General features: G+C 61.9%; 19 protein-coding genes. 11 read left to right on the plus strand and 8 right to left on the minus strand.

Annotated features, from left to right (window positions below):
- Window positions 1–5: 5 nt before the first annotated feature.
- Both AB5Y50_RS19480 and AB5Y50_RS19485 read left to right on the plus strand, forming a co-directional pair.
- A complete protein-coding gene (locus tag AB5Y50_RS19480; RefSeq protein ID WP_041212599.1) occupies window positions 6–1,316 on the plus strand; it encodes a peptidoglycan DD-metalloendopeptidase family protein in 1,311 nt (436 codons plus the stop codon).
- A 64-nt stretch (window positions 1,317–1,380) separates the two neighbouring features.
- Window positions 1,381–2,505, plus strand: coding sequence for an anhydro-N-acetylmuramic acid kinase (locus AB5Y50_RS19485; RefSeq protein ID WP_180911474.1), 1,125 nt, complete (start codon window positions 1,381–1,383; stop codon window positions 2,503–2,505).
- 111 nt (window positions 2,506–2,616) lie between these two features.
- Here the strand turns inward: AB5Y50_RS19485 and AB5Y50_RS19490 are convergent, their stop codons facing one another.
- The 3 genes from AB5Y50_RS19490 to tkt all read right to left on the minus strand — a co-directional run bounded on the left by AB5Y50_RS19490 (window position 2,617) and on the right by tkt (window position 7,370).
- On the minus strand, window positions 2,617–3,018 hold the full coding sequence (locus AB5Y50_RS19490) for a hypothetical protein (RefSeq protein ID WP_223932090.1): 402 nt from the start codon (window positions 3,016–3,018) through the stop codon (window positions 2,617–2,619).
- Window positions 3,019–3,393: 375 nt separating this feature from the next.
- Window positions 3,394–4,266, minus strand: coding sequence for a hypothetical protein (locus AB5Y50_RS19495; RefSeq protein WP_180911473.1), 873 nt, complete (start codon window positions 4,264–4,266; stop codon window positions 3,394–3,396).
- A gap of 1,112 nt (window positions 4,267–5,378) precedes the next feature.
- Entirely contained in the window at window positions 5,379–7,370 is a 1,992-nt protein-coding gene (tkt, locus tag AB5Y50_RS19500) for a transketolase (protein ID WP_039040146.1), read from the minus strand.
- A 340-nt stretch (window positions 7,371–7,710) separates the two neighbouring features.
- Here tkt and metK point away from each other — a divergent pair, with 340 nt between their 5' ends.
- The 7 genes from metK to ruvX all read left to right on the plus strand — a co-directional run bounded on the left by metK (window position 7,711) and on the right by ruvX (window position 13,405).
- On the plus strand, window positions 7,711–8,862 hold the full coding sequence (metK, locus tag AB5Y50_RS19505) for a methionine adenosyltransferase (protein WP_180911472.1): 1,152 nt from the start codon (window positions 7,711–7,713) through the stop codon (window positions 8,860–8,862).
- 68 nt (window positions 8,863–8,930) lie between these two features.
- Window positions 8,931–9,470 (plus strand): SprT family zinc-dependent metalloprotease, encoded by a 540-nt coding sequence (locus tag AB5Y50_RS19510; RefSeq protein WP_180911471.1) that lies wholly within the window; start codon window positions 8,931–8,933, stop codon window positions 9,468–9,470.
- A gap of 73 nt (window positions 9,471–9,543) precedes the next feature.
- Window positions 9,544–10,236, plus strand: a complete 693-nt coding sequence (locus AB5Y50_RS19515; RefSeq protein ID WP_180911470.1) for an endonuclease — start codon at window positions 9,544–9,546, stop codon at window positions 10,234–10,236.
- A gap of 129 nt (window positions 10,237–10,365) precedes the next feature.
- Window positions 10,366–11,097, plus strand: a complete 732-nt coding sequence (gene rsmE, locus AB5Y50_RS19520) for a 16S rRNA (uracil(1498)-N(3))-methyltransferase (protein WP_180911469.1) — start codon at window positions 10,366–10,368, stop codon at window positions 11,095–11,097.
- Between the two features lie 123 nt (window positions 11,098–11,220).
- Entirely contained in the window at window positions 11,221–12,171 is a 951-nt protein-coding gene (gene gshB / locus AB5Y50_RS19525) for a glutathione synthase (RefSeq protein ID WP_052815123.1), read from the plus strand.
- 154 nt (window positions 12,172–12,325) lie between these two features.
- Window positions 12,326–12,880, plus strand: a complete 555-nt coding sequence (locus AB5Y50_RS19530) for a YqgE/AlgH family protein (RefSeq protein WP_010673864.1) — start codon at window positions 12,326–12,328, stop codon at window positions 12,878–12,880.
- 102 nt (window positions 12,881–12,982) lie between these two features.
- Window positions 12,983–13,405 (plus strand): Holliday junction resolvase RuvX, encoded by a 423-nt coding sequence (gene ruvX, locus AB5Y50_RS19535; RefSeq protein ID WP_010673863.1) that lies wholly within the window; start codon window positions 12,983–12,985, stop codon window positions 13,403–13,405.
- On the opposite strand, the gene yidZ is transcribed toward ruvX, so the two are convergent.
- The 4 genes from yidZ to AB5Y50_RS19555 form a co-directional block, all read right to left on the minus strand.
- Window positions 13,402–14,442, minus strand: a complete 1,041-nt coding sequence (gene yidZ / locus AB5Y50_RS19540) for an HTH-type transcriptional regulator YidZ (RefSeq protein WP_180911468.1) — start codon at window positions 14,440–14,442, stop codon at window positions 13,402–13,404. The two genes, ruvX and yidZ, sit on opposite strands and share 4 nt — an antisense overlap.
- Window positions 14,443–14,452: 10 nt before the next feature.
- On the minus strand, window positions 14,453–15,619 hold the full coding sequence (locus tag AB5Y50_RS19545; protein WP_180911467.1) for an MdtL family multidrug efflux MFS transporter: 1,167 nt from the start codon (window positions 15,617–15,619) through the stop codon (window positions 14,453–14,455).
- Window positions 15,620–15,911: 292 nt separating this feature from the next.
- On the minus strand, window positions 15,912–17,063 hold the full coding sequence (gene blaMOX / locus AB5Y50_RS19550; RefSeq protein ID WP_180911466.1) for a CMY-1/MOX family class C beta-lactamase: 1,152 nt from the start codon (window positions 17,061–17,063) through the stop codon (window positions 15,912–15,914).
- A gap of 179 nt (window positions 17,064–17,242) precedes the next feature.
- Window positions 17,243–18,673: a sodium:alanine symporter family protein gene (locus AB5Y50_RS19555; protein ID WP_043155782.1), complete on the minus strand. Its 1,431-nt coding sequence runs from the start codon at window positions 18,671–18,673 to the stop codon at window positions 17,243–17,245.
- A gap of 724 nt (window positions 18,674–19,397) precedes the next feature.
- On the opposite strand from AB5Y50_RS19555, the gene tal reads away from it, so the two are divergent.
- Together tal and AB5Y50_RS19565 are read left to right on the plus strand one after the other, a co-directional pair.
- Window positions 19,398–20,348 (plus strand): transaldolase, encoded by a 951-nt coding sequence (tal, locus tag AB5Y50_RS19560; RefSeq protein WP_180911465.1) that lies wholly within the window; start codon window positions 19,398–19,400, stop codon window positions 20,346–20,348.
- Window positions 20,349–20,528: 180 nt separating this feature from the next.
- Window positions 20,529–20,708 carry a DUF3545 family protein gene (locus tag AB5Y50_RS19565; protein ID WP_010673858.1) on the plus strand — a complete coding sequence of 60 codons (180 nt, stop codon included), beginning with the start codon at window positions 20,529–20,531 and terminating at the stop codon, window positions 20,706–20,708.
- Window positions 20,709–20,804: 96 nt separating this feature from the next.
- Here the strand turns inward: AB5Y50_RS19565 and AB5Y50_RS19570 are convergent, their stop codons facing one another.
- Window positions 20,805–21,350 carry a hemerythrin domain-containing protein gene (locus tag AB5Y50_RS19570; protein WP_180911464.1) on the minus strand — a complete coding sequence of 182 codons (546 nt, stop codon included), beginning with the start codon at window positions 21,348–21,350 and terminating at the stop codon, window positions 20,805–20,807.
- Window positions 21,351–21,411: the final 61 nt, after the last annotated feature.

Here is a 21,411-nt window from a genome sequence, read left to right on the forward strand (position 1 = left end):
TTCTCATGGTCCTTTGGCACGCCTTCAACTCTCTCCCTCACTGGCACCGCAAGATGGTGCTGATCCTGAGCATCATGGTGATGATGCTGGCGGCCTGGCCGAGCGAACAGGCAGTCGCCACCCGGGTCGATGACAACGACAACGAACTGGCCGTCGAGCAGCAGGTCGACGAGGAGGCCCAGCTGGCACGGGCCGAGCCCGTCACCCCGCCCAAACCGCGCTACGTCACCAGACAGGTGAAGGTGCGAAGCGGCGACAACATGGGGGTCATCTTCCAGCGCCTGGGCCTCAGCACCACGGATCTGCACCTCATCGACCAGCTTGAGGGCACGGATACCCTGCGCCTGCTCAAACCCGGTCAGGAGCTCACCTTCAAGCTCACCAAGGGCGGCGAGCTGCACAGCCTCTATTACCCCCACAGCCTGGAGCAGGCGCTCAAGGTGAACCGCCGGGATGACGGCTTCGTGGCCAGGCCGGTGAAGATCGAGCTCGACACCCGCGAACAGGTGGCCCAGGGGGAGATCCGCTCCAGCTTCTGGGGCGCCGCCGTCGAAGCGGGCATGACGGAAGACCAGATCATGGATCTCGCCGCCATCTTCGGCTGGGACATCGACTTTGCCCAGGACCTGCAACCGGGGGACAGCTTCCGGGTGGTCTACCAGGACAAATACCAGGATGACGAGCGGGTTGCCTCCGGCGACATCCTGGCCGCCGAGTTCGTCAACCAGGGGGCCATCTACCGTGCCGTGCTGAACACGGATGGCAACTACTACACCCCGGACGGCAAGGCGATGCGCAAGAGCTTCCTGCGCGCACCGGTCAACTTCAAATACATCAGCTCCAACTTCAATCCGCGCCGCCTTCACCCGGTCACCGGCAAGGTGCGCCCCCACAACGGCATCGACTACGTGGCGCCGGTGGGGACCCCCATCATGGCGGCGGGCGGCGGCAGCGTGGTGGCCGCCGGCTATAACCAGTTCAACGGCAACTACGTCTTCATCAAGCACGCGGGCAACTACGTGACCAAGTACCTGCACCTCTCCAAGCGCACCGTCAACAAGGGGCAGCGAGTGAAGCAGGGGCAGACCATCGGCCTGCTCGGCGGCACCGGCCGGGTCACAGGCCCGCACCTGCACTATGAATTCGTGGTGGGCGGCGTGCACAAGAACCCGCGCACCCTCAACCTGCCCCAGGCGGAGTCTCTCAGCGGGCGGGCGCTGGCCAGCTTCAAGGCCCAGGCCATGCCCCAACTGGCCAAGCTGGACAGCCCCGAGCTGCAACTGGCCAGAAACAAGGGCAACGGCGACGACAGCTGAGCGCTGTCGACCAAGGCGGAACACGGCATCGGACGGTTCCCCCGCATCATTGAAAGGGGTTGTCATGACTGAACGCTATATAGGCTTGATGTCCGGTACCAGCATGGACGGTATCGACGCCGTGCTGGTGCAGATCGAGGGGGATGCACTGCGGGTCGAGGCGGCCCTCTGCCATCCCTGGCCTGTCGATACGGCTCGCACCCTGCATGAGCTTTGCACCCCGGGGGAGAACGAAATCGACCGCATGGGGGTCGCCGACAACCTGGTGGCCCGCGAATTTGCCGCCGCCACCCAGGCCCTGCTCGCCAAGGCGGCGCTGACTCCCCAGGAGATTCGCGCCATCGGCAGTCACGGCCAGACCATACGCCACCGCCCCCAGCTCGGCTTTACCCTGCAGATCGGCAACGCGGCCTTGCTGGCGGCCCTGACCGGCATCGACGTGGTGGCCGATTTTCGCACCATGGACATGGCCCTCGGCGGTCAGGGGGCCCCCCTGGTGCCCGCCTTCCATCAGGCGCTCTTTGCCCGCCCCGGCGCCCTTCGGGTGGTGCTGAACCTCGGCGGCATTGCCAATATCTCGGTGCTGCCCGGCCAGACCGACGGGGGGGCTGGTTCAGGGGTATATGGCTTCGATACCGGCCCCGCCAACACCCTGCTCGACGGCTGGTATCGCCGCCACCAGCCCCACGGTAGCAGCTATGATGCCGGTGGCCAGTGGGCCGCCAGCGGCAAGCCTATCCCTGCGCTGCTGGAGCAGTTGCTGGCTCACCCCTACTTCGCCGCCCCCGCCCCCAAGAGCACGGGGCGTGAGATGTTCACCCTCGACTGGCTCGACGGCGAGCTGGACGGCTGCGCATACGCCCCCGCTGATGTGCAGCGTACCCTGCAATCCCTCACCTGCCACAGCATCGCCCGCCAGTTGCCCGCCCACCGTGATGCGCCAACCCGGCCCGAGCTGTTTGTCTGCGGCGGCGGCGCCCACAACGCCCCGCTGCTGGCGGAGCTGGCAGCCCTGCTGCCCGACTGGCATCTGACCAGTACCGCCCAGCTCGGCCTTGCACCGGACTGGGTGGAAGGGGCCGCCTTTGCCTGGCTGGCACAACGCTTTATCCAGCGAAAACCGGGCAACCTGCCTGCGGTGACCGGCGCTAGCCGCCCGGCGGTACTGGGCGCCCTCTATCCCGCCTGAGCCGCTCCCCGAGCGCCATCCGCCTAATGAAACAAGCCCGAACAGGTGCACCTGTTCGGGCTTGTTGTTATGCCTGGCGCCAGATGACGCAGACCCGTCACTCTGTGCTCCCTACCCGAGCCGCTCTTTCAACCTGGCCGCCTGCGCCTTGAAGGTCTCATAATCGGCGACATGCCGACTCCTGGCGGCGGTGATCCACTGCACGCCCGTCTCGTCGGCGTGGGAAAATTCGATGCAAAACTCATATTTCGTGCTGGAGAGCAGCCCCATCAGGGCGCCAGACAGAAAACCCACCAGGGGCAGGAAGAGCACGATGAGCCAGTTGTCCGCCTGCTCGTAGGAAGGGGTGAAGTAAAAGAGCACACTGGAGGTGACCACTCCCAGCAACAAGCTCTTCTTGAGCCGATCCATCCAGCCGAGTGCTTTTACCTGCACGCCGACGATGCGGCCCAGATCGTAGCGATCCTTGTTCACCCTCAGTGTGTTGTCCGACTGTTCAATGGCAATGGCCATCCTGATACTCCGTCCTGTTGACTATGGCGATAAGGGGTTGCCGTGGCGGCCCCAGATTGTGCATCCCGTGATCATGACGGACCAGCAGCCAGCCACGGGGCGATGGGCGGCACCTCCCCCAACAGGAACACACGCTGCGCATGGTATCGTATGGCGCCAAACATCAAAAGACGTTCACATCAAAAGGCGAGGTGGATCACCTTCTATCCACCCCTTGTCCCCCGTGCAGCCGTTGGCTTTTCTGGCCATCCTCTCATGGGCAAGGTAGCCGGGGGATCAGGGGTCAGTGAGATAACCGTCCCGTGATGACCCTCAGGAGGGGCGGGCCGATGGGATAGCGCCATGGGCCCACACCTCGAGAGCACTCCCATGGCCCTAGAAGGCCCACTTCAGGAAGCGGTTTACCTGGCGCTTGATCGGTGCACAGAGCGGCGGTTTGGGAGGCTCCAGGTTGATCTGTCTGCGGCCCACCCTGGCTTCGCCCCGCAGCAGGATCTGGAGATAGTGGGGATGCTGGCGCTGGATGAATCGAGAGATCTCATGGGCCCAGGGTTTGGGGACTCCCCACAGGGTCGAGGCCAGGGCGCCGACGATACAGAAGAAGGCGGGCTCGTGCATGCCCATCCTGACGCCATTCTCCAGCGCCTCCTTGAAGGAGCCCGAATGGGCGATGCAGGTCATCAGATTGACCATGAAGGCGGCATAGTCATCTTCCCCGCCGTGGCCCACCCTGGCCACCAGCCCGGCCTGTGGCCTGTAGCCGAACTGGTGGCCGATGTGCTCAAGCACCGCATTGCGCTGGCGAATGACCTTGGCATAGAACATCAGCATGGCGGTGCAGTCGAGCGCCTGGCTCAAGGCCGCCTGATGAGGATGGGTCTGGGTGGGACGGGGGGTGGTCAGCAGCGCGATCTCCTCCGAGATGGCGAGCAGACCGATGGGCACCGCCGTGCTGATAAAGGCGAGATCGATGGCGATCGCCAGGTCCTGGCCCTCCTCCATCCGGCCAATGACCACCTGCTCGGCAAAGAGGCGACGCTGGCGCTCGATAAAGGCGCCATAGATCAGGGCCCTGAACTTCTTCTGGGGATAGGGGGTATCGAGCAGGGTCTCCATGGTCAGGATGGCGGCACCGGTGCGACCGCGCAGTTGATAGTCGGGGGCGAGGGGGAAGTGCTTGCCTAGGCGGGGGGGTGGCCGAAACCCGCTGGTGCGGCTGTACATGTCACCCAGAATGAATCCAAGCATAAAACCTCCGAAGTCAGATGACGGGGATCGCGATGCGATCGCATGTGCCACTCCCGGGCAGATGAGTGCCGATCCGTGCTGCTCGTCGGCAGGGTCCCTGATTTCATTATTAATCATACAGTTAATAATCCACCCAAACCCCGACCCAGGTCGCAATAACGGCAGTTGATGACAAAGAGCACAAATAAGGGTGTGCGGGGAAGATGAGCCGGCTGCATCGCAAGGAGTGCGGGATACGTCAGGGCGGCAAAGCAGGGCGGACTCCGGGGCCCCCTCACAGGAAAGGTCATGACAGGAGTGATATGCATCGGGGGGCGGCAAGTCGGGCCAGGCAAGGGGAAGGCCCCCTCCCCTTGCGTATGAGCCTTGTTGGCGGGCTGCGTTCGCGCCGCTGAAAAGATATGGCATAGGCGGCGCGGTGACCCGCCCATGTCAGCCTCCACTGCAGGGGCTAAAAAGCGCCCTCTCTTTCTCCCGTATTTATGTCATGACCTGTGGCCATGCAAAGAGGGTGAATGTTATTTCAGTGTGCTCACCGCAGCATATTTTGGCGGCGCTGAACAGGGCGTCGAGAGAGCGATAAATAGATAGCTATGCAAAACCGGGAGAATAAGCTGCAATTTCGCCAAAAGTATTAACGGAGGGAAGGTGCGAATAAGTACCCTATGTGCCAAAACTAAAAAGTTTAGCCATTTAATATCAATAATTTAGAATGGTGTGTTTTTGTGCCAAGTGACTTGTTAGCACCTTCCCTAACGTAATAAATCCGAGTATTGGTGCATAGATACCTCCAATTGCCGAGCCAAATTCAGCCCATCGAGAGTGGTCTTGTGACAAATCTCCGCCAAATGTATTTACATATAAAACAACAGGGGAAAATAAAAGTGCCAATACAACAACTATAATAAACCAGCCTCTTGCAACCATAACTTAGCCTTTATTTAAACAATGAAAATCAATCATCTAGAGAAAGTACTATCAACTCTCAGATATTTAAATATATTTTTAATTTATTATTTTTTTCTTTCCCAAATAAAAAACGCCCCCCATCTTGCGATGGAGGGCGTTTTATCGTTCTGGCTATTGAGCCTAAGCGGCCCAATGATCAGCTATTACAGGGACTCTGCGGTCGCAACCACGTTTTCCACGGTAAAGCCGAATTCCTTGAACAGCAGCTCGGCCGGAGCGGACTCACCGAAGGTGCGCATGCCGATGATCTTGCCGCCGAAACCGACGTACTTGTACCAGTAGTCGGCGATGCCCGCTTCGATGGCCACACGCTTGGTGACGGCGGCCGGCAGGACGGACTCCTTGTACTCGGCGGACTGGGCATCGAACACGTCGGTAGACGGGATGGAGACCACGCGCACGGCACGGCCCTTGGCAGTCAGCTGCTCATAGGCGGCAACGGCCAGTTCCACTTCGGAACCGGTGGCGATCAGGATCAGTTCCGGGGTACCGGCGCAATCCTTCAGCACGTAACCACCCTTGGCGGCATCGGCCAGTTGCTGGGCGGTGCGGTCCATCTGGGCCAGGTTCTGACGGGAGAAGATCAGGGAGGTCGGGCCGTCGGTACGCTCGATGGCGTGTTTCCAGGCGATGGCGGACTCTACCTGGTCACACGGGCGCCAGGTGCTCATGTTCGGGGTCAGACGCAGGGAGGCGATCTGCTCGACCGGCTGGTGAGTCGGACCATCTTCACCCAGACCGATGGAGTCGTGGGTATAGACGAAGATGGCGCGCTGCTTCATCAGGGCGGCCATGCGCAGGGCGTTGCGGGCGTACTCCATGAACATCAGGAAGGTGGCGCCGTAGGGGATGAAACCACCGTGCAGGGCGATGCCGTTCATGATGGCGGACATGCCGAACTCGCGCACGCCGTAGTGGATGTAGTTGCCTGCGGCGCTCTCGGGAGTCAGGGACTTGGAGCCGGACCACATGGTCAGGTTGGACGGCGCGAGATCCGCGGAGCCGCCCATGAATTCCGGCAGCAGCTTGCCGAAGGCTTCCAGGGAGTTCTGGGACGCTTTACGGGTCGCGATCTTGGCCGGGTTGGCCTGCAGGGTTTCGATGATCTTGGCGGATTCAGCAGCCCAGTTGGCCGGCAGCTCGCCAGTAGTGCGGCGCTTGAACTCGGCAGCCAGGGCCGGGTGAGCGGCTTCATAGGCGGCGAACTTGGCAGCCCAGTCGGATTCGAGCTTAGCGCCCTTCTCCTGACCGTTCCACTCGGCGGCGATGTCGGACGGGATGACAAACGGCGCGTGGTCCCACTTCAGGAAGGCACGGGCGGCGGCGATCTCGTCGTTGCCCAGCGGTGCGCCGTGGCAGTCGTGGGAGCCGGACTTGTTCGGGGAACCGTAGCCGATGATGGTGCGGCAGCAGATCAGGGTCGGCTTGCCGGTCTCGGCCTTGGCGGCTTCGATGGCGGCGTTGATGGCTTCCGGGTTATGACCGTCAACGGCCGGGATGACGTGCCAGCCGTAGGCTTCGAAGCGCTTGGGAGTGTCGTCGGTGAACCAGCCTTCCACGTGACCGTCGATGGAGATACCGTTGTCATCCCAGAAGGCAATCAGCTTGCCCAGACCCAGGGTGCCGGCCAGGGAGCAGGCTTCGTGGGAGATGCCTTCCATCAGGCAGCCGTCGCCCATGAAGGCATAGGTGTAGTGGTCGACGATGTCGTGACCCGGCTGGTTGAACTGCTCGGCCATGGCCTTCTCGGCGATCGCCATGCCGACTGCGTTGGTGATGCCCTGACCCAGCGGACCCGTGGTGGTCTCGACGCCCGGCGCATAACCGTACTCCGGGTGACCCGGGGTGCGAGAGTGCAGTTGGCGGAAGTTTTTCAGATCGTCGATGGAGAGGTCATAACCGGAGAGGTGCAGCAGGGAGTACAGCAGCATGGAGCCGTGGCCGTTGGAGAGAATGAAACGGTCGCGGTCGGCCCACTTGGGGTTGTTCGGGTTGTGTTTCAAGTGGCTGCGCCACAGCACTTCAGCGATATCCGCCATTCCCATGGGGGCGCCCGGGTGACCGGAGTTGGCTTTTTGAACGGCATCCATACTCAATGCGCGAATGGCATTGGCAAGCTCTTTACGAGAAGGCATCTGTATCTCCTGCGATTGCTTCATTTGATGGCCAAGATTAAGGCGCGTTATTGTCCCAGCAGGGGGCGCGGCGTGCAAATATTATCTGGGCGAATAAAGTGGCTTTGGGAGCACAATCGCTTTTCTTGGCCAGGAAAACGATTCAATCCGCTCCCTCGTTTACCCCCATGGAGGTGGATCCAGGCTGCACCTTGGTCCGGTCGGCTCCGCCCCCAAATAGTGCTGGCAATCACCCGGTGACCTAATTAAAATAGACGTCCAGATGTAGATACCTCTACAGTCATCCTGTCATTATCCGGTTATGGCCAAGGCGATAACCCTTACGAATTGAGAACCAAACATGGCAAAGCTGTTTACTTCCGAGTCGGTCTCCGAAGGCCATCCCGATAAAATCGCCGACCAGATCTCCGATGCGGTGCTGGACGCCATCCTGGAACAGGACACCAAGGCGCGCGTCGCCTGTGAAACCCTGGTCAAGACCGGCATGGTGATGGTCGCCGGCGAAGTGACCACCTCTGCCTGGGTCGATATCGAGCAGATCGTGCGCGACACCGTGCGCGAGATCGGTTACACCCACTCCGACATGGGCTTCGACGCCGACTCCTGCGCCGTGCTGAACGCCATCGGCAAGCAGTCCCCGGACATCAACCAGGGCGTCGACCGTACCGACCCGTACGAGCAGGGTGCCGGTGACCAGGGCCTGATGTTCGGTTACGCCACCAACGAAACCGACGTGCTGATGCCCGCGCCCATCACCTACTCTCACCTGCTGGTGAAGCGTCAGGCAGAAGTGCGCAAGAACGGCACCCTGCCGTGGCTGCGCCCGGATGCCAAGAGCCAGCTGACCTTCGCCTACGACGACGCAGGCAAGATCCTGGGTGTCGATGCCGTGGTCCTCTCCACCCAGCATTGCGACTCCATCAGCCACAAGGACCTGGTGGAAGCGGTGCGCGAGGAGATCATCAAGCCAGTGCTGCCGGCCGAGTGGATCACCAAGGACACCAAGTACTTCATCAACCCGACCGGCCGTTTCGTCATCGGCGGCCCCATGGGTGACTGCGGCCTGACCGGTCGCAAGATCATCGTCGACACCTACGGCGGCATGGCCCGTCACGGTGGTGGCGCCTTCTCCGGCAAGGACCCGTCCAAGGTGGACCGCTCCGCCGCCTATGCCGCCCGCTACGTGGCCAAGAACATCGTCGCCGCGGGTCTGGCGGATCGCTGTGAAGTGCAGGTCTCCTACGCCATCGGCGTGGCCGAGCCCACCTCCATCAGCGTCGAGACCTTCGGCACCGGCAAGGTGGCCGAGGAGCTGCTGGTGAAGCTGGTGCGCGAGTTCTTCGAGCTGCGCCCCTACGGCCTCATCGAGATGCTGGATCTGAAGCGCCCCATCTACCAGGCGACCGCCGCCTACGGCCACTTCGGTCGCGACGAGTTCCCCTGGGAGAAGACCGACAAGGCCGCTCTGCTGCGCGACGCCGCCGGTCTGTAAGGCTGGCCGTTGTGATAAAAGGGGAGCCTGGCTCCCCTTTTGCTTTTGTGTCCTGTCCCGAGGATCCCATGCCTGCCACCGCTACCCGGCTCGACCCCGCCCTCATCGAGACGCTGCTCGCGCGCGTCGAGGCCTGCTTTGTGCAGGCCGAAACGCGGCTTGGCCGCCCCTTCCCCCGCCCGCAGGTCCACTGCAACATGCGGGGCCGGGCGGCAGGATCGGCTCGGCTGCAGACCTGGGAGCTGCGTTTCAATCCGACGCTCTATCAGGCCAATCAGCAGGCGTTTCTCAGGGAAGTGGTGCCCCACGAGGTGGCCCACCTGCTGGTCCATGCGCTCTGGGGAGAGGGGCGCGGCAAGAGCCGGGTACTGCCCCACGGCCGCCAGTGGCAGTCGGTGATGCGGGAGCTGTTCGGTCTCGAGCCCAGTACCACCCACAGCTTCGATCTCGGCGTGCTGGCCCAGCGCACCTTCGTTTACGCCTGCGCCTGTCAGCAGCATCCCCTCTCGGTGCGCCGCCACAACAAGGTGATGCGCGGCGAGGCCCGCTATCACTGCCGTCGCTGTCGCCAGCCCCTGGTGTGGCAGCGCGACACCACGGCGGATTGAGTCACCCTGTGTCGCGCCCCTGTGATAGTGTGCGCATCCTCTTCACTCAACTGTTTCATTGCCAAGGATATTCATGTTTCGCCCTCTGCTCTCCCTCTGCCTGGCCCTGCTGGTCAGCGCCCCGGCCCATGCCGACAACATCCAGACCTTTCGCGCCGCCAAACAGGATCTGAACAAGCTCTACCAGAGCCACCCCACCACCTTCTACTGCGGCTGCAACATCAAGTTCAGCGGCAAGAAGATGGCCCCCGACTGGGAGAGTTGCGGCTACCTGCCGCGCAAGCAGGCCGAGCGGGCCTCGCGCATCGAGTGGGAGCACGTGGTACCCGCCTGGGAGTTCGGCCACCAGCTGCAGTGCTGGCAGGAGGGGGGCCGCAAGAACTGCGGCAAGAGCGACGAGTTCAACAGGATGGAGGGGGACATGCACAACCTCTTCCCCGCCATCGGCGAGGTGAACGGCGATCGGGCGAACTTCCGCTTCTCCGACTGGAACGGCAAGCCGAACCAGTACGGCAAGTGCCAGATGCTGGTGGACTTCAAGGAGCGCCGGGTGCAGCCGCCCAAGGGGCCGGTGCGTGGCCAGATCGCCCGCGCCTACCTCTACATGAGCCAGCAGTACGGACTGCGGCTGGCGGCCCAACAGCGCAAGCTTTACGAAGCCTGGGACAGGCAGTATCCGGCTGATCGCTGGGAGTGCGAGCGCAACCGCCGTATCGGCAAGCTGCAGGGCAATACCAATCCCTTCATTGAAAAGCAGTGCCAATAACCCCATTTGACCAGGGAGGGGGAGTGTCCCCCTCATCCTGAATCCCTTCACTCTCTGTCTCGCGAGCCTTGCTCGCCGCCGTGCAGTAGGGTATTGAAGGGTTTCCAAGCAAGAGACTGACTATCAGCCATGCGCATTCCACGTATCTATGAACCGGCCAGCCTGCAGGTTGGCCAGACCCTCGCCCTGTCGGAAGACGGTGCCAATCACATCGGCCGCGTGCTGCGCATGCAGCCGGGCCAGCAGCTCGAGCTGTTCAACGGCGACGGCAACCAGTACCCCGCCACCATCGCCAACGTCGGCAAGAAGTCGGTGGAAGTGACCATCGACAGTTGCGAGACCCGCTCGGTGGAGTCCCCCCTTGCCATCCACCTGGGTCAGGTGATCAGCCGCGGCGACAAGATGGACTTCACCATCCAGAAATCCGTGGAGCTCGGCGTCACCTGCATCACGCCCCTCTTCTCCGAGCGCTGCGGCGTCAAGCTGCCGGCGGATAGGCTGGAGAAGAAGCGCGAGCAGTGGCAGAAGGTGGTGATCAGCGCCTGCGAGCAGTGCGGCCGCAATACCGTGCCCGAGGTGCGCATGCCGATGGAGCTGGACGTCTGGCTGGCGGAAGAGACCCAGGAGCTCAAGCTCAACCTGCACCCGCGCGCCCCTTACAGCATCAGCACCCTGCCGATCCCCGAGCACGGCGTGCGCCTGCTGATCGGCCCGGAAGGGGGCTTGTCCGGCGACGAGATCGCCCGTACCGTGCAGGAAGATTTCAAAGAGATGCTGCTGGGGCCGCGGGTGCTGCGTACCGAAACCGCCGCCCTGACGGCGATTACTGCGCTTCAGTGCCGCTTTGGCGATCTGGCCTGACAGCCGACCCCACCCCGGCCCTCCCCTTCGCAGGGGAGGGAGCAACAGGCCCCTCCCCCTTGTGAAGGGGGAGGCAGGGAGGGGGTCATCACATCCAATCGAGCCATTAGGAAGGAAACTCAGATGACCATTAAACTCGGCATCGTGATGGACCCCATCTCGGCCATCAACATCAAGAAGGACTCCAGCTTCGCCATGCTCGAAGAGGCGCAAAAGCGCGGCTACGAGCTCTTCTATCTGGAGATGAAGGATCTCTACATGGAGGCCGGTCGCGCCTTCGGTACCATGCGTCCGCTCACCGTCAAATATGACTATGCCGACTGGTACACGCTGGGCGAGGTGGTGGATCAGCCGCTCTCCAGCCTGGACGTGATCCTGATGCGCAAGGATCCCCCCTTCGACACCGAGTTCATCTACGCCACCTACATGCTGGAGCGAGCCGAGGATGAGGGTTGCCTCATCGTCAACAAGCCCCAGAGCCTGCGCGACGCCAACGAAAAGCTCTACACCGCCTGGTTTGCCGAGCACACCCCGACCACGCTCGTCACTCGCAGAGCAGACAAGCTGCGGGCCTTCCACGCCAAGCACAAGGACGTCATCCTCAAGCCGCTCGACGGCATGGGCGGCGCCTCCATCTTCCGCATGAAGGAAGATGACGCCAACGTCGGCGTCATCATCGAGACATTAACCTCTCACGGCAGCCAGTACTGCATGGCGCAGACCTATCTGCCCGCCATCAAGGATGGCGACAAGCGGGTGCTGGTGGTGGACGGCGAGCCGGTACCCTACTGCCTGGCCCGCATCCCGGCGCAAGGGGAGACCCGTGGCAACCTGGCGGCCGGCGGCCGTGGCGAGGCGCGCCCCCTGAGCGAGGCGGACTGGGCCATCGCCCGCGCGGTGGGCCCGACCCTGAAAGAGAAGGGGCTCATCTTCGTCGGCCTCGACATCATCGGCGATCGCCTGACCGAGATTAACGTCACCAGCCCGACCTGCATCCGCGAGATAGAGGCGGCCTTCGACGTCTCCATTACCGGCATGCTGATGGACGCCATCGAGCGCCGACTGGGCCGCTGACCCCTTCGTTGCCACGGCGAGGAAACACACACAAGGGGCCGTGAGGGCCCCTTTGACTGCCGCCCTCCTGCCGGCAAAAAGCGGTTTTGCCCGCCGTCATCAACTGCCATAATCACCCCAAATACCTTTGCACGCTAAGAGATACATACGCTCCATGCAAACACTGCAAAATCATTTTCTGCTCGCCATGCCGAGCCTCACGGACGCTTATTTCCAGCGCTCCCTGGTCTATCTGTGCGAACACAGCAGCGAAGGCGCCATGGGACTGGTGGTCAACATTCCGGTCGACATGTCCCTGGACGCCATGCTGACCAAGCTCAACCTCAATCCCCCCGCCACCGCCGAGATGAAACAGCCGGTGTTGCAGGGGGGCCCGGTGCACGGGGATCGCGGCTTCGTGCTGCACAGCTTCCGCCCGGGGTTCAACTCCACCCTGCAGGTGAGCGACGAGATGATGGTCACCACCTCCAAGGACATCCTGGAGACCCTGGGCACCGACGAGGCGCCAGACCACTGGCTGGTGGCGCTCGGTTACGCCGGCTGGAGTGCAGGCCAGCTCGAGCAGGAGCTGGTGGATGGCGCCTGGCTGGTGATCCCCCCCAATCCCAAGCTGGTCTTCGATACCCCCATCCACCTGCGCTGGCAGCAAGCCGCCGCGAGCATTGGGGTCAACCCCCTGCACCTCTCCAGCCAGGTGGGCCATAGCTGACACTCCGTACCTCCCCTCCGCGGCACGCTCCCCCCTCACGAGCAGGGGGAGACAGGGAGGGGGCTTCCCCCTTCATTTATCCATCCATTTCGAGGAGACCCCATGTCATCACGCAGCATCATGGGCTTTGACTACGGCACCAAGAGCATCGGTGTCGCCATCGGCCAGGAGCTCACGGGCAGCGCCCGCCCCCTTCGCTCCCTCAAGGCCAACGACGGCATCCCCAACTGGGACGAGATCGAGAAGCTGATCAAGGAGTGGCAACCGGATCTGCTGATCGTCGGTCTGCCGCTCAACATGGATGGCACGGACCAGGAGATCACGGTGCGGGCCCGCAAGTTCGGCAATCGCCTGCACGGCCGCTTCGGCAAGCCGGTGGAGTTCAAGGACGAGCGGCTCACCACCACGGATGCCCGCGCCCGCCTGTTTGAACGTGGCGGCTACAAGGCGCTGGACAAGGGGAGCGTGGACGGCGTCTCCGCCCAGCTCATCGTCGAAGCCTGGATGGAAGAGCAGTACGACTAAACCGGGGAGCCTCCTCCCCCTTGCTTCTCTTTCGCCGCCCCGCTCTCCATGGGCCCGCCCCAGGCAAAACGCGTCCTCCCCGCCGCGGCCAGGCCATAGAGCCGCCGGATCTCCCCCCGCAACCACATCACCTTGGCATCCTGATTGTGGCGCTTGTGCCACAGCAGGATGAAGGCGATCTCCAGCTGGGCATAGAGAGACTCTTCCAGCGGCAACGGCATGGGGATGAGGTCGGGGTGATGTCTGGCGGCATAGTCCGCGCAATATGAAGGCACCACGGCGATCAGCTCGTGGCTCTTTTGGGCGGCGATATGCAGCGCCTGCTCGAAGCTCGCCACCATGATGGGCACCTGCCGCCTGTGGCCTTCGTCCTCCAGCAGATCGTCCAGTGCCCAGCTGTCGCTGGCCTCCCACACCACGCTCACCTGGGGGCAGGCCAGAAAGCGGGTCAGCGACCACGTCAGCCCGAGCAAGGGGTGATCCTTGCGCAGGAACACCACGGGACGATCGCAGAACAGCACCTCATGATCGATGTAATAGGGCAGCCGGTTGACCCTGGCATGGGAGCGGCCGTGGGTCTCCCTGGCACAGAAGCCGAGATCCGCCTCCCCGTTGACGATGTCGTTGAGAGAGTGGTGATCCCAGCCCAGCATCCTGACCACGGAGTGGGGGTACTTCTGGTAGATGGTCGTGGGCAGCTCGCTCAGGAAGCTGATGCCGAAGGGGGACTCCATCACCAGACTGAAGCGGGCCCCCTCGGGGATCGCCTCGCGGTTGAGGGTGCTGATGCTCTCGGTGAGCTGGAACCAGGTCTTGAGCTCCTCTGCCAGGGTCAGGGAGAGGTTGGTCGGCTGCAAGCCCTGGCGCACGCGCACGAAGAGGGGATCCCCGAACCAGTCCCGCAGCTTGCCGAGCGCCTTGCTCACCGCCGACGGGGTGACACACAGCTTCTTGGCCGCCCCCGCCACGCTGCGCTCCTGCATCAGGTGCCTGAAGACCACCAGCAGGTTCAAATCGAGTTCACCCAGATTGCGCATCGCTTCTCTCCTATCCCCGAGCCCGGACTCGCCGGATCGCACGCCATGGTAGCAGCACCTTCACCGCCAGGTAACCGAGCAGCGCCAGCAGGAGTGCCAGGATCAGCATCCAGAGCGCAGGCATCCCCAGATGGCCCATCCCCCAGATGAAGAGCCCGGACAACCCTATCTGCATGATGCAGAGCAGGGCACTGGCCGATGCCACCTGATCCCCGCACACATCCAGCGCCTCCCCCATCGCCACCCCGAACCCGCAGGAAAAACCGATGCAGACCAGGGCACACCCCGCCAGCAGCCAGGACAGGCCGCCTTCGGGCCCGCTGCTGCACAACAGGGCGAGCAAGGCCAGCAGGTAGGCGAGATGGGAGAGCGCCAGCACCCTTGCCTTGCCGAGCCAGCGCAGCAGCAAGGGGGTCAGGAAGGAAGCGGACATGCTCACCCCGGCCATCGCCATCATCAGCCGGGTGTACTGCTCGGGAGGCAGGCCGAACGTGGTCATCAGGACGAGGGGCGAGACGCTCACATAGACCAGGATGGCGGTCACGCTGGCGCTGGTCAGCAAGGCGCGCTGCATGAAGGGGGCCGTGCCCAGCAGGGCCAGCGGCGATGCCCCCGCAGACGGACGGGCGGGGCGGGTCTCCTTGAGCAGTCGTAGGTTGACCAGGGCACTGATGGCGGCCACCAGCGCCATGCCCACGAAGATGCCGCGCCACTCGAAGTGCGACAGGATGAGATAACCGAGTACGGGAGCCAGCACCGGAATGACGCAGATCACGCCGTTGATGAGGGAGAGAGCCATCGCGAGGCGCGCCTGGTTCAGCACATCCCGCAGCACGGTGAAGGTCATGATGTAGAGCGCTCCAGCGCCCACCCCTTGCCAGAAACGCCCCAGATAAAACTGGGCGATGCCGGTCGCCTCCGCCGCCACCAGGGAGGCGACCACGAAGATGAGGGCGCCCCCCAGTACCACGGGGCGCCTGCCATGGCGATCCGCCAGCATGCCCCCCGGCAGCACGGTAGCCGCCATGCCCAGCAGATAGATGGAAAAAGCGGTGTGGATCTGCGCCTCGCTCCCCTGCAGGGTTTGCGCAATGCGGGGGACGGCCACCAGATAGAGATCGATCCCGAGGGGATAGAGGATGATCATCAGAAAAGTACACAGCAGAAACATACCCATGAAGGCTCCATAGCAGCAGGTTTCACCATCACAGGTGCGCTGTCAGCGAGATTGACAACTCAATCCTGCAAAAGCAGAGGAAGATGCCGGGCACTATAGAGCGGGCGGCCTGCCAGGGCCTAGTGACGAGATGGCACTCGGTGGATGCCAATCCGGACATCTCCCGCAGGAGAGGTCCGGATTGGCATGCTCATCGACCCGCCCCCTGCCAGGTCGCCCTTGAGGGGTCGGGTCCGAGGTAACGGGCACGCGGCGATGCGGCGTGCCCTCAAGGCTCAGCGAAGGCGCTCCATTACCTGGCCAGTTGCGTCAAGATGGCGTGGGCCGCCTTGATGCGCGCCTCGTTGGGGTAGTTGCGATTGGCCAGCATGACGACGCCGATCCCTTTGGCCGGCACGAAGGCCACATAGGCCCCGAAGCCATTGGTCGAGCCGGTCTTGTTGAAGAGCACAGGGTGCCCTGTTGCAGCGGGCGCGGGCGCCGCCGGGTTGGCATTGTAAATCATCGCCGGGGAGTTGCCCGCCAGCAGCATCTGCTCGCTGACGGGATAGGCGTAACGCTCCCAGCCCAGTCCCTGGGTCATCTCCCCCACCGCATACTGGCCCTGGTGAGTCAGATCGATGGCCTGCTGCATGGCCGCATTATCCACCCCGCTGATGTTGGCCTTCACAAAGCGCAGCAGATCCGCCGAGCTGGTCTTGATGCCGTAGGCCTCGTCCGCCAGCATGCCGGGAGTGACGCGGATGGGCTTGTCCTCCTTCGAGTAGCCGTAGGCGTAGTGCCCCATGGCCTGCTCGGGCACAGTGAGGTAGGTATGGTACAGGCCAAGCCCCGGCAGGATCGTCTGCTCCATCAGGCGATCGAACGGCTGCTTCATGCTGCTCGCCGCCAGATAGCCAAAGAGCCCGATGCTGGGGTTGGCGTACTGGCGATGGGAACCCGGCGAGTAGGCTGGGGTCCACTGGCGGTAGTAGGCCTGCATCTTCTCGATCGAATCCACCTCCTCGGGGAATTGCAGCGGCAAGCCGCCCGCGCTGTAGGTAGCCAGCTCCCCCATGGTGATGTTGTCAAAGGCGGATCCCTTGAGCCAGGGGGCGAACAGACTCGCCTTGTCATCGAGCTCGAAGCCCCCCTGCACCACGGCGTAGGCCCCCAGCGTCGCGGTCAGGGTCTTGCTCACGGAGCCTATCTCGAACAGGGTCTGCTCGCTGACACCGACCGCGCGCTCCCGATCGGCCACACCGTAGTTGAAATAGTGGGCCTTGCCATCCTTGAGCACGGCCACCGCCATGCCCGGGATCCTGTGCTCCTTGAGCAGCGGCCGGATGCTGGCATCCACCACGGGGCGCAGGGGATCGGTCGCCGCCTTGTCACCGGCATGAGCCAGACCGGCCCACATCAGGGTGGCCAGAGCGCCCCACAGGATGGATTGTCGTTGTTGCATTGCATGTCTCCTGACTGTCGTTAGCAAGGTATCGCCATGGCGGCGAGTGATGAACCCAGCATAGTCCCGCGAGGTGTGCTGCCGATGAGGCTCTGTGAAGTCAGTGTGAAGCCGCCCCCTCTTTTTACCCATGAAAAAGGGGAGCCATGGCTCCCCTTCAATCACCTTGCAACGCAGGCTTATTTCTTGCCCGGGTTGTCCCAGATCCCCTCTTCCAGCTGGCTGCGCAGCTCGGGGTATTTGTTGGCATCGAAGGTCGGCACGCGGCCCACCTTGAGCTGGTCGTTGTAGTCCTTGGCCAGCTTGATGGCGACGCCGGAGAGCAGCAGGATGGCCACCAGGTTGACGATGGCCATCAGCCCCATGGAGACATCCGCCAGAGCCCACACGGTCGGCAGTTCGCCCACGGATCCGAACATCACCATGCCCAGCACGAACATCCGGAACAGCATCAGGCCGCCCTTGTGGTTGTGCTCGAGGAACACCAGGTTGGTCTCCGCATAGGAGTAGTTCGCCACGATAGAGGTGAAGGCGAAGAAGAAGATGGCCGCTGCGATGAAGATGTTGCCACCGCCGCCCACCTGGGAGGAGAGCGCGCGCTGGGTCAGCTCGACACCGGTCACGCCGGAACCCGGCTCGAACTGGCCGGACATCAGGATGATGGCGGCAGTACAGGTACAGATGACGATGGTATCGAGGAAGACCCCCAGCATCTGCACATAACCCTGGGAGGCCGGGTGCGGCGGATAGGGGGTGGCGGTGGCGGCAGCGTTGGGGGCAGAGCCCATGCCCGCCTCGTTGGAGAAGAGGCCGCGCTTGATACCGTTGATCATCGCCTGGGAGATGGCATAGCCCATGGCGCCGGAACCTGCCTGCTCGATGCCGAACGCAGACTTGATGATGAGGGCGAAGATACCCGGCAGCTCGCTGATGTTCATGAACACCACGAACAGCGCCATCAGGATATAGGCGATCGCCATGAAGGGCACCACCAGCTCGGCAAAGCGGGCGATGCCGCGAATGCCGCCGAAGATGATGAGACCGGAGAGCACCACCAGGGCCAGACCGCTCACCCAGTCAGGGATGCCGAAGGCGACGTTCATGGCCAGGCTGATGGAGTTGGCCTGCACCGCGTTGAACACCAGACCGAAGGCCAGCAGCAGGCAGAGGGAGAAGACCACCCCCATCCAGCGCATGCCGAGGCCGCGCTCCATGTAGTAGGCGGGGCCGCCGCGGTAGTTGCCATCCTCATCCTTGACCTTGTAGAGCTGGGCCAGGGTGCTCTCCACGAAGGCGGTGGCCATGCCGATGAAGGCGATCAGCCACATCCAGAAGACGGCGCCAGGGCCACCCAGATAGATGGCGACGGCCACACCGGCCAGATTGCCCGTCCCGACGCGGGCCGCCAGGCTGGTACACAGAGCCTGGAAGGAGGAGATGCCAGCGCTGTCGGATTTGCGACTGTTGCGCAGGACCGAGAACATGTGGCCGAAGTGGCGGATCTGGATAAAGCCTAGGCGGAAGGTAAAGAAGATACCGACCCCGATCAGCAGGTAAATGAGCACGGCTCCCCACATCAGGTCGTTAATCATTGCAATCAAGGTGTCCATAATTCTCTCGTTGTTATCACATCCATGGCCAGTCTGCGCTGACCGCTCTCTGTCAATTTCCGAACCAGCATTGCGCCGAAGGGGCGGAATCTAGCATAGCGAGGGAATTCAGAATAGTGACAGGGCTCACTGGGGAGACAAAAAACGAGCAATTTGATGCAAAAAAGCTTCATTTAGCACGCAATAAATCAACAAAAATTGATGTGCAACCCAGCCCCTCACAAATTAGAGCCAATAGAGAACCATTTTACAACTCATCCCATGGGGGTAAAAACCGCTGAGTGAAACGACATCAGGGAGACAAGCGTTTGCCTCTCATGCCTCATCGGCAAGGGGTTGTAACGCAAAACGTTTTACACGTAATTAAATTTCAAGTAGCTGACAGAACTATTTATGTGACCTCCCGCACAAATTCATGAATCCACCAAAATAATTGCGCTTTTCCATGTCGGAGCCAGCCGCCACACTATGAATAAAACTCGTTTTTTATCAAACACTTTCACCAGACAGCCGGTACCGCTTTCACCACCTGGCTGATTCGCATACAAGCCCCCCTATTGCAGGATGCGCCACATCCGTATTAATTAGGCAAGCAATGACGATGGGGCCTGCCCATCGCCCCTTTCTGAGCCTGAGCCGCCGGGATCTTGTAATTTAATTTCAGAACTGCCGTCTCATGCCCGCCACCCTGGGATTGCTCCCTCATAAAGAGATGATATTTGCCATGGCCGATAAATTGACCCAGCTGAAAGCCCTGACCACAGTGGTTGCCGATACCGGCGACATCGAAGCCATCAAGCGCTACCAGCCCATCGATGCCACCACCAACCCCTCTCTGGTACTCAAGGCCTCCGAGATCCCCGAGTACGCAGCCCTGATCCAGGACGCCATTGCCTGGGCCAAATCCCAGAGCCAGGACAAGGCACAGCAAATCATCGACGCAGGCGACAAGCTGGCGGTCAACATCGGCCTCGAAGTGCTGAAAATCGTCCCGGGCCGCATCTCCACCGAAGTGGACGCCCGCCTCTCCTTCGACACCGACGCCAGCATCGCCAAGGCCCGCAAGCTGATCCGCCTCTACAACGAAGCCGGCATCAGCAATGATCGCATCCTGATCAAGCTGGCCTCCACCTGGGAAGGGATCCGTGCCGCCGAGGTGCTGGAGAAAGAGGGTATCCAGTGCAACCTGACCCTGCTGTTCTCCTTCGCCCAGGCCCGCGCCTGTGCCGAAGCCGGCGCCTTCCTCATCTCCCCGTTCGTGGGCCGCATCCTCGACTGGTACAAGGCCAAGAACGGCCGTGACTACACCGCCAGTGAAGATCCGGGCGTGGTCTCCGTCACCGCCATCTACAACTACTACAAGCAGCACGACTACCCGACCGTGGTCATGGGCGCGAGCTTCCGCAACACCGGCGAAATCCTGGAACTGGCCGGCTGCGACCGACTGACCATTGGCCCCGCTTTGCTGGAAGAGCTGAGCAAGGCCGAAGGCACCGTGGTGCGCAAGCTGGACTACACCGGCGAGCACACAGCCAAACCGGCCCCGATGACCGAAGCCGAGTTCCGCTGGGAGCTGAACCAGGACGCCATGGCCGTCGAGAAACTGGGGGAAGGCATCCGCCTGTTCGCCATCGACCAGGGCAAGCTGGAAACCATGCTGGCAAGCCACCTGTAAGGCCGCTCGCCACTCGGCTCTCACAGAGCGAAGTGGCGCCGCAAAAACCGGGCTCCCGAAAGGGCAGCCCGGTTTTTTTGTGCCTGTTTCCGGTTGTCACAACTTCGTCATAAAAACGTTTTATTTTCAAAGGCGTCGTGTTATACGGATGGTGAAAACCATAAAACCAAGGAGGGAGCCATGGACATGTTCAACTTCGATTTTGACGAGGTCGTTGAGCTGGGTTCACGTAGCCGCGGGACAACGGGAAAAAAACGCAAATGGCGTGAGATTGAGGCGCTTAAAGACAAGCACCGCCTGCAAAAGGAGCTGCAGGCCATCGACATCGCCTATGAAGGATCGGACGACCTGGAGCTCTGATACGCCCACATCGCCCATATTTCACTCCAACGAGTGGAGCCATAAAAACAGCGCCCCGGATTGACCGGGGCGCTGTTTTTATGGGTGAACCTCCTGTCAGGCTGCAGGCAGCGAGAGCTGTTTGGCCAGCGCCTGGAAGTGCTGGCTTACCTCCGCTCCGAACAGGGGATCATTGATGGCCCGGTTCTGCCAGAGCTGTTCGAGATGACGCCAGTCATCCTCGGTCAGGGAGTCGCGCAGATGGGGGAAGATCACCCCTTCCTCATAGTTCATGTGCGCCTCCTGCTGCTCGATGAACTGCTCCAGACGGGCCACGAACTGATCCAGCGGGATGACCGCATCCATCAGGATCATCTCCACCATCTCCTTGAGCTCGGTCCCTGCATCCAGCAGACGGTCGTGCTCCTCGTGCAGCCGGTTGGCCACTTCCCCCTCCACCACCCTGTATTTCAGGTAGTAGTCATAAATCATGTCTTCCTTCGGGTGGTGGTACTTGTCGGATACCTCGCGCAGATAATCCACCACATCCCGCAGCAGGAAGTAGCTTACCGGCTGCTCATTGCGAATGGCCGCCAGCTTTTGCTTGAGCAGCGTCAGCAACCGGGTGATGTTGAGGTGGTCCTTATGCAGACTGGATAACATGGGCACTCCTTGCACTGAAATGAGAAAACGTCTGTCTCGAGTATACGGTCATTTATTGCCT

The organism is Aeromonas sp. s6 (assembly GCF_040907815.1).
GTDB classification, from domain to species: domain Bacteria; phylum Pseudomonadota; class Gammaproteobacteria; order Enterobacterales; family Aeromonadaceae; genus Aeromonas; species Aeromonas caviae.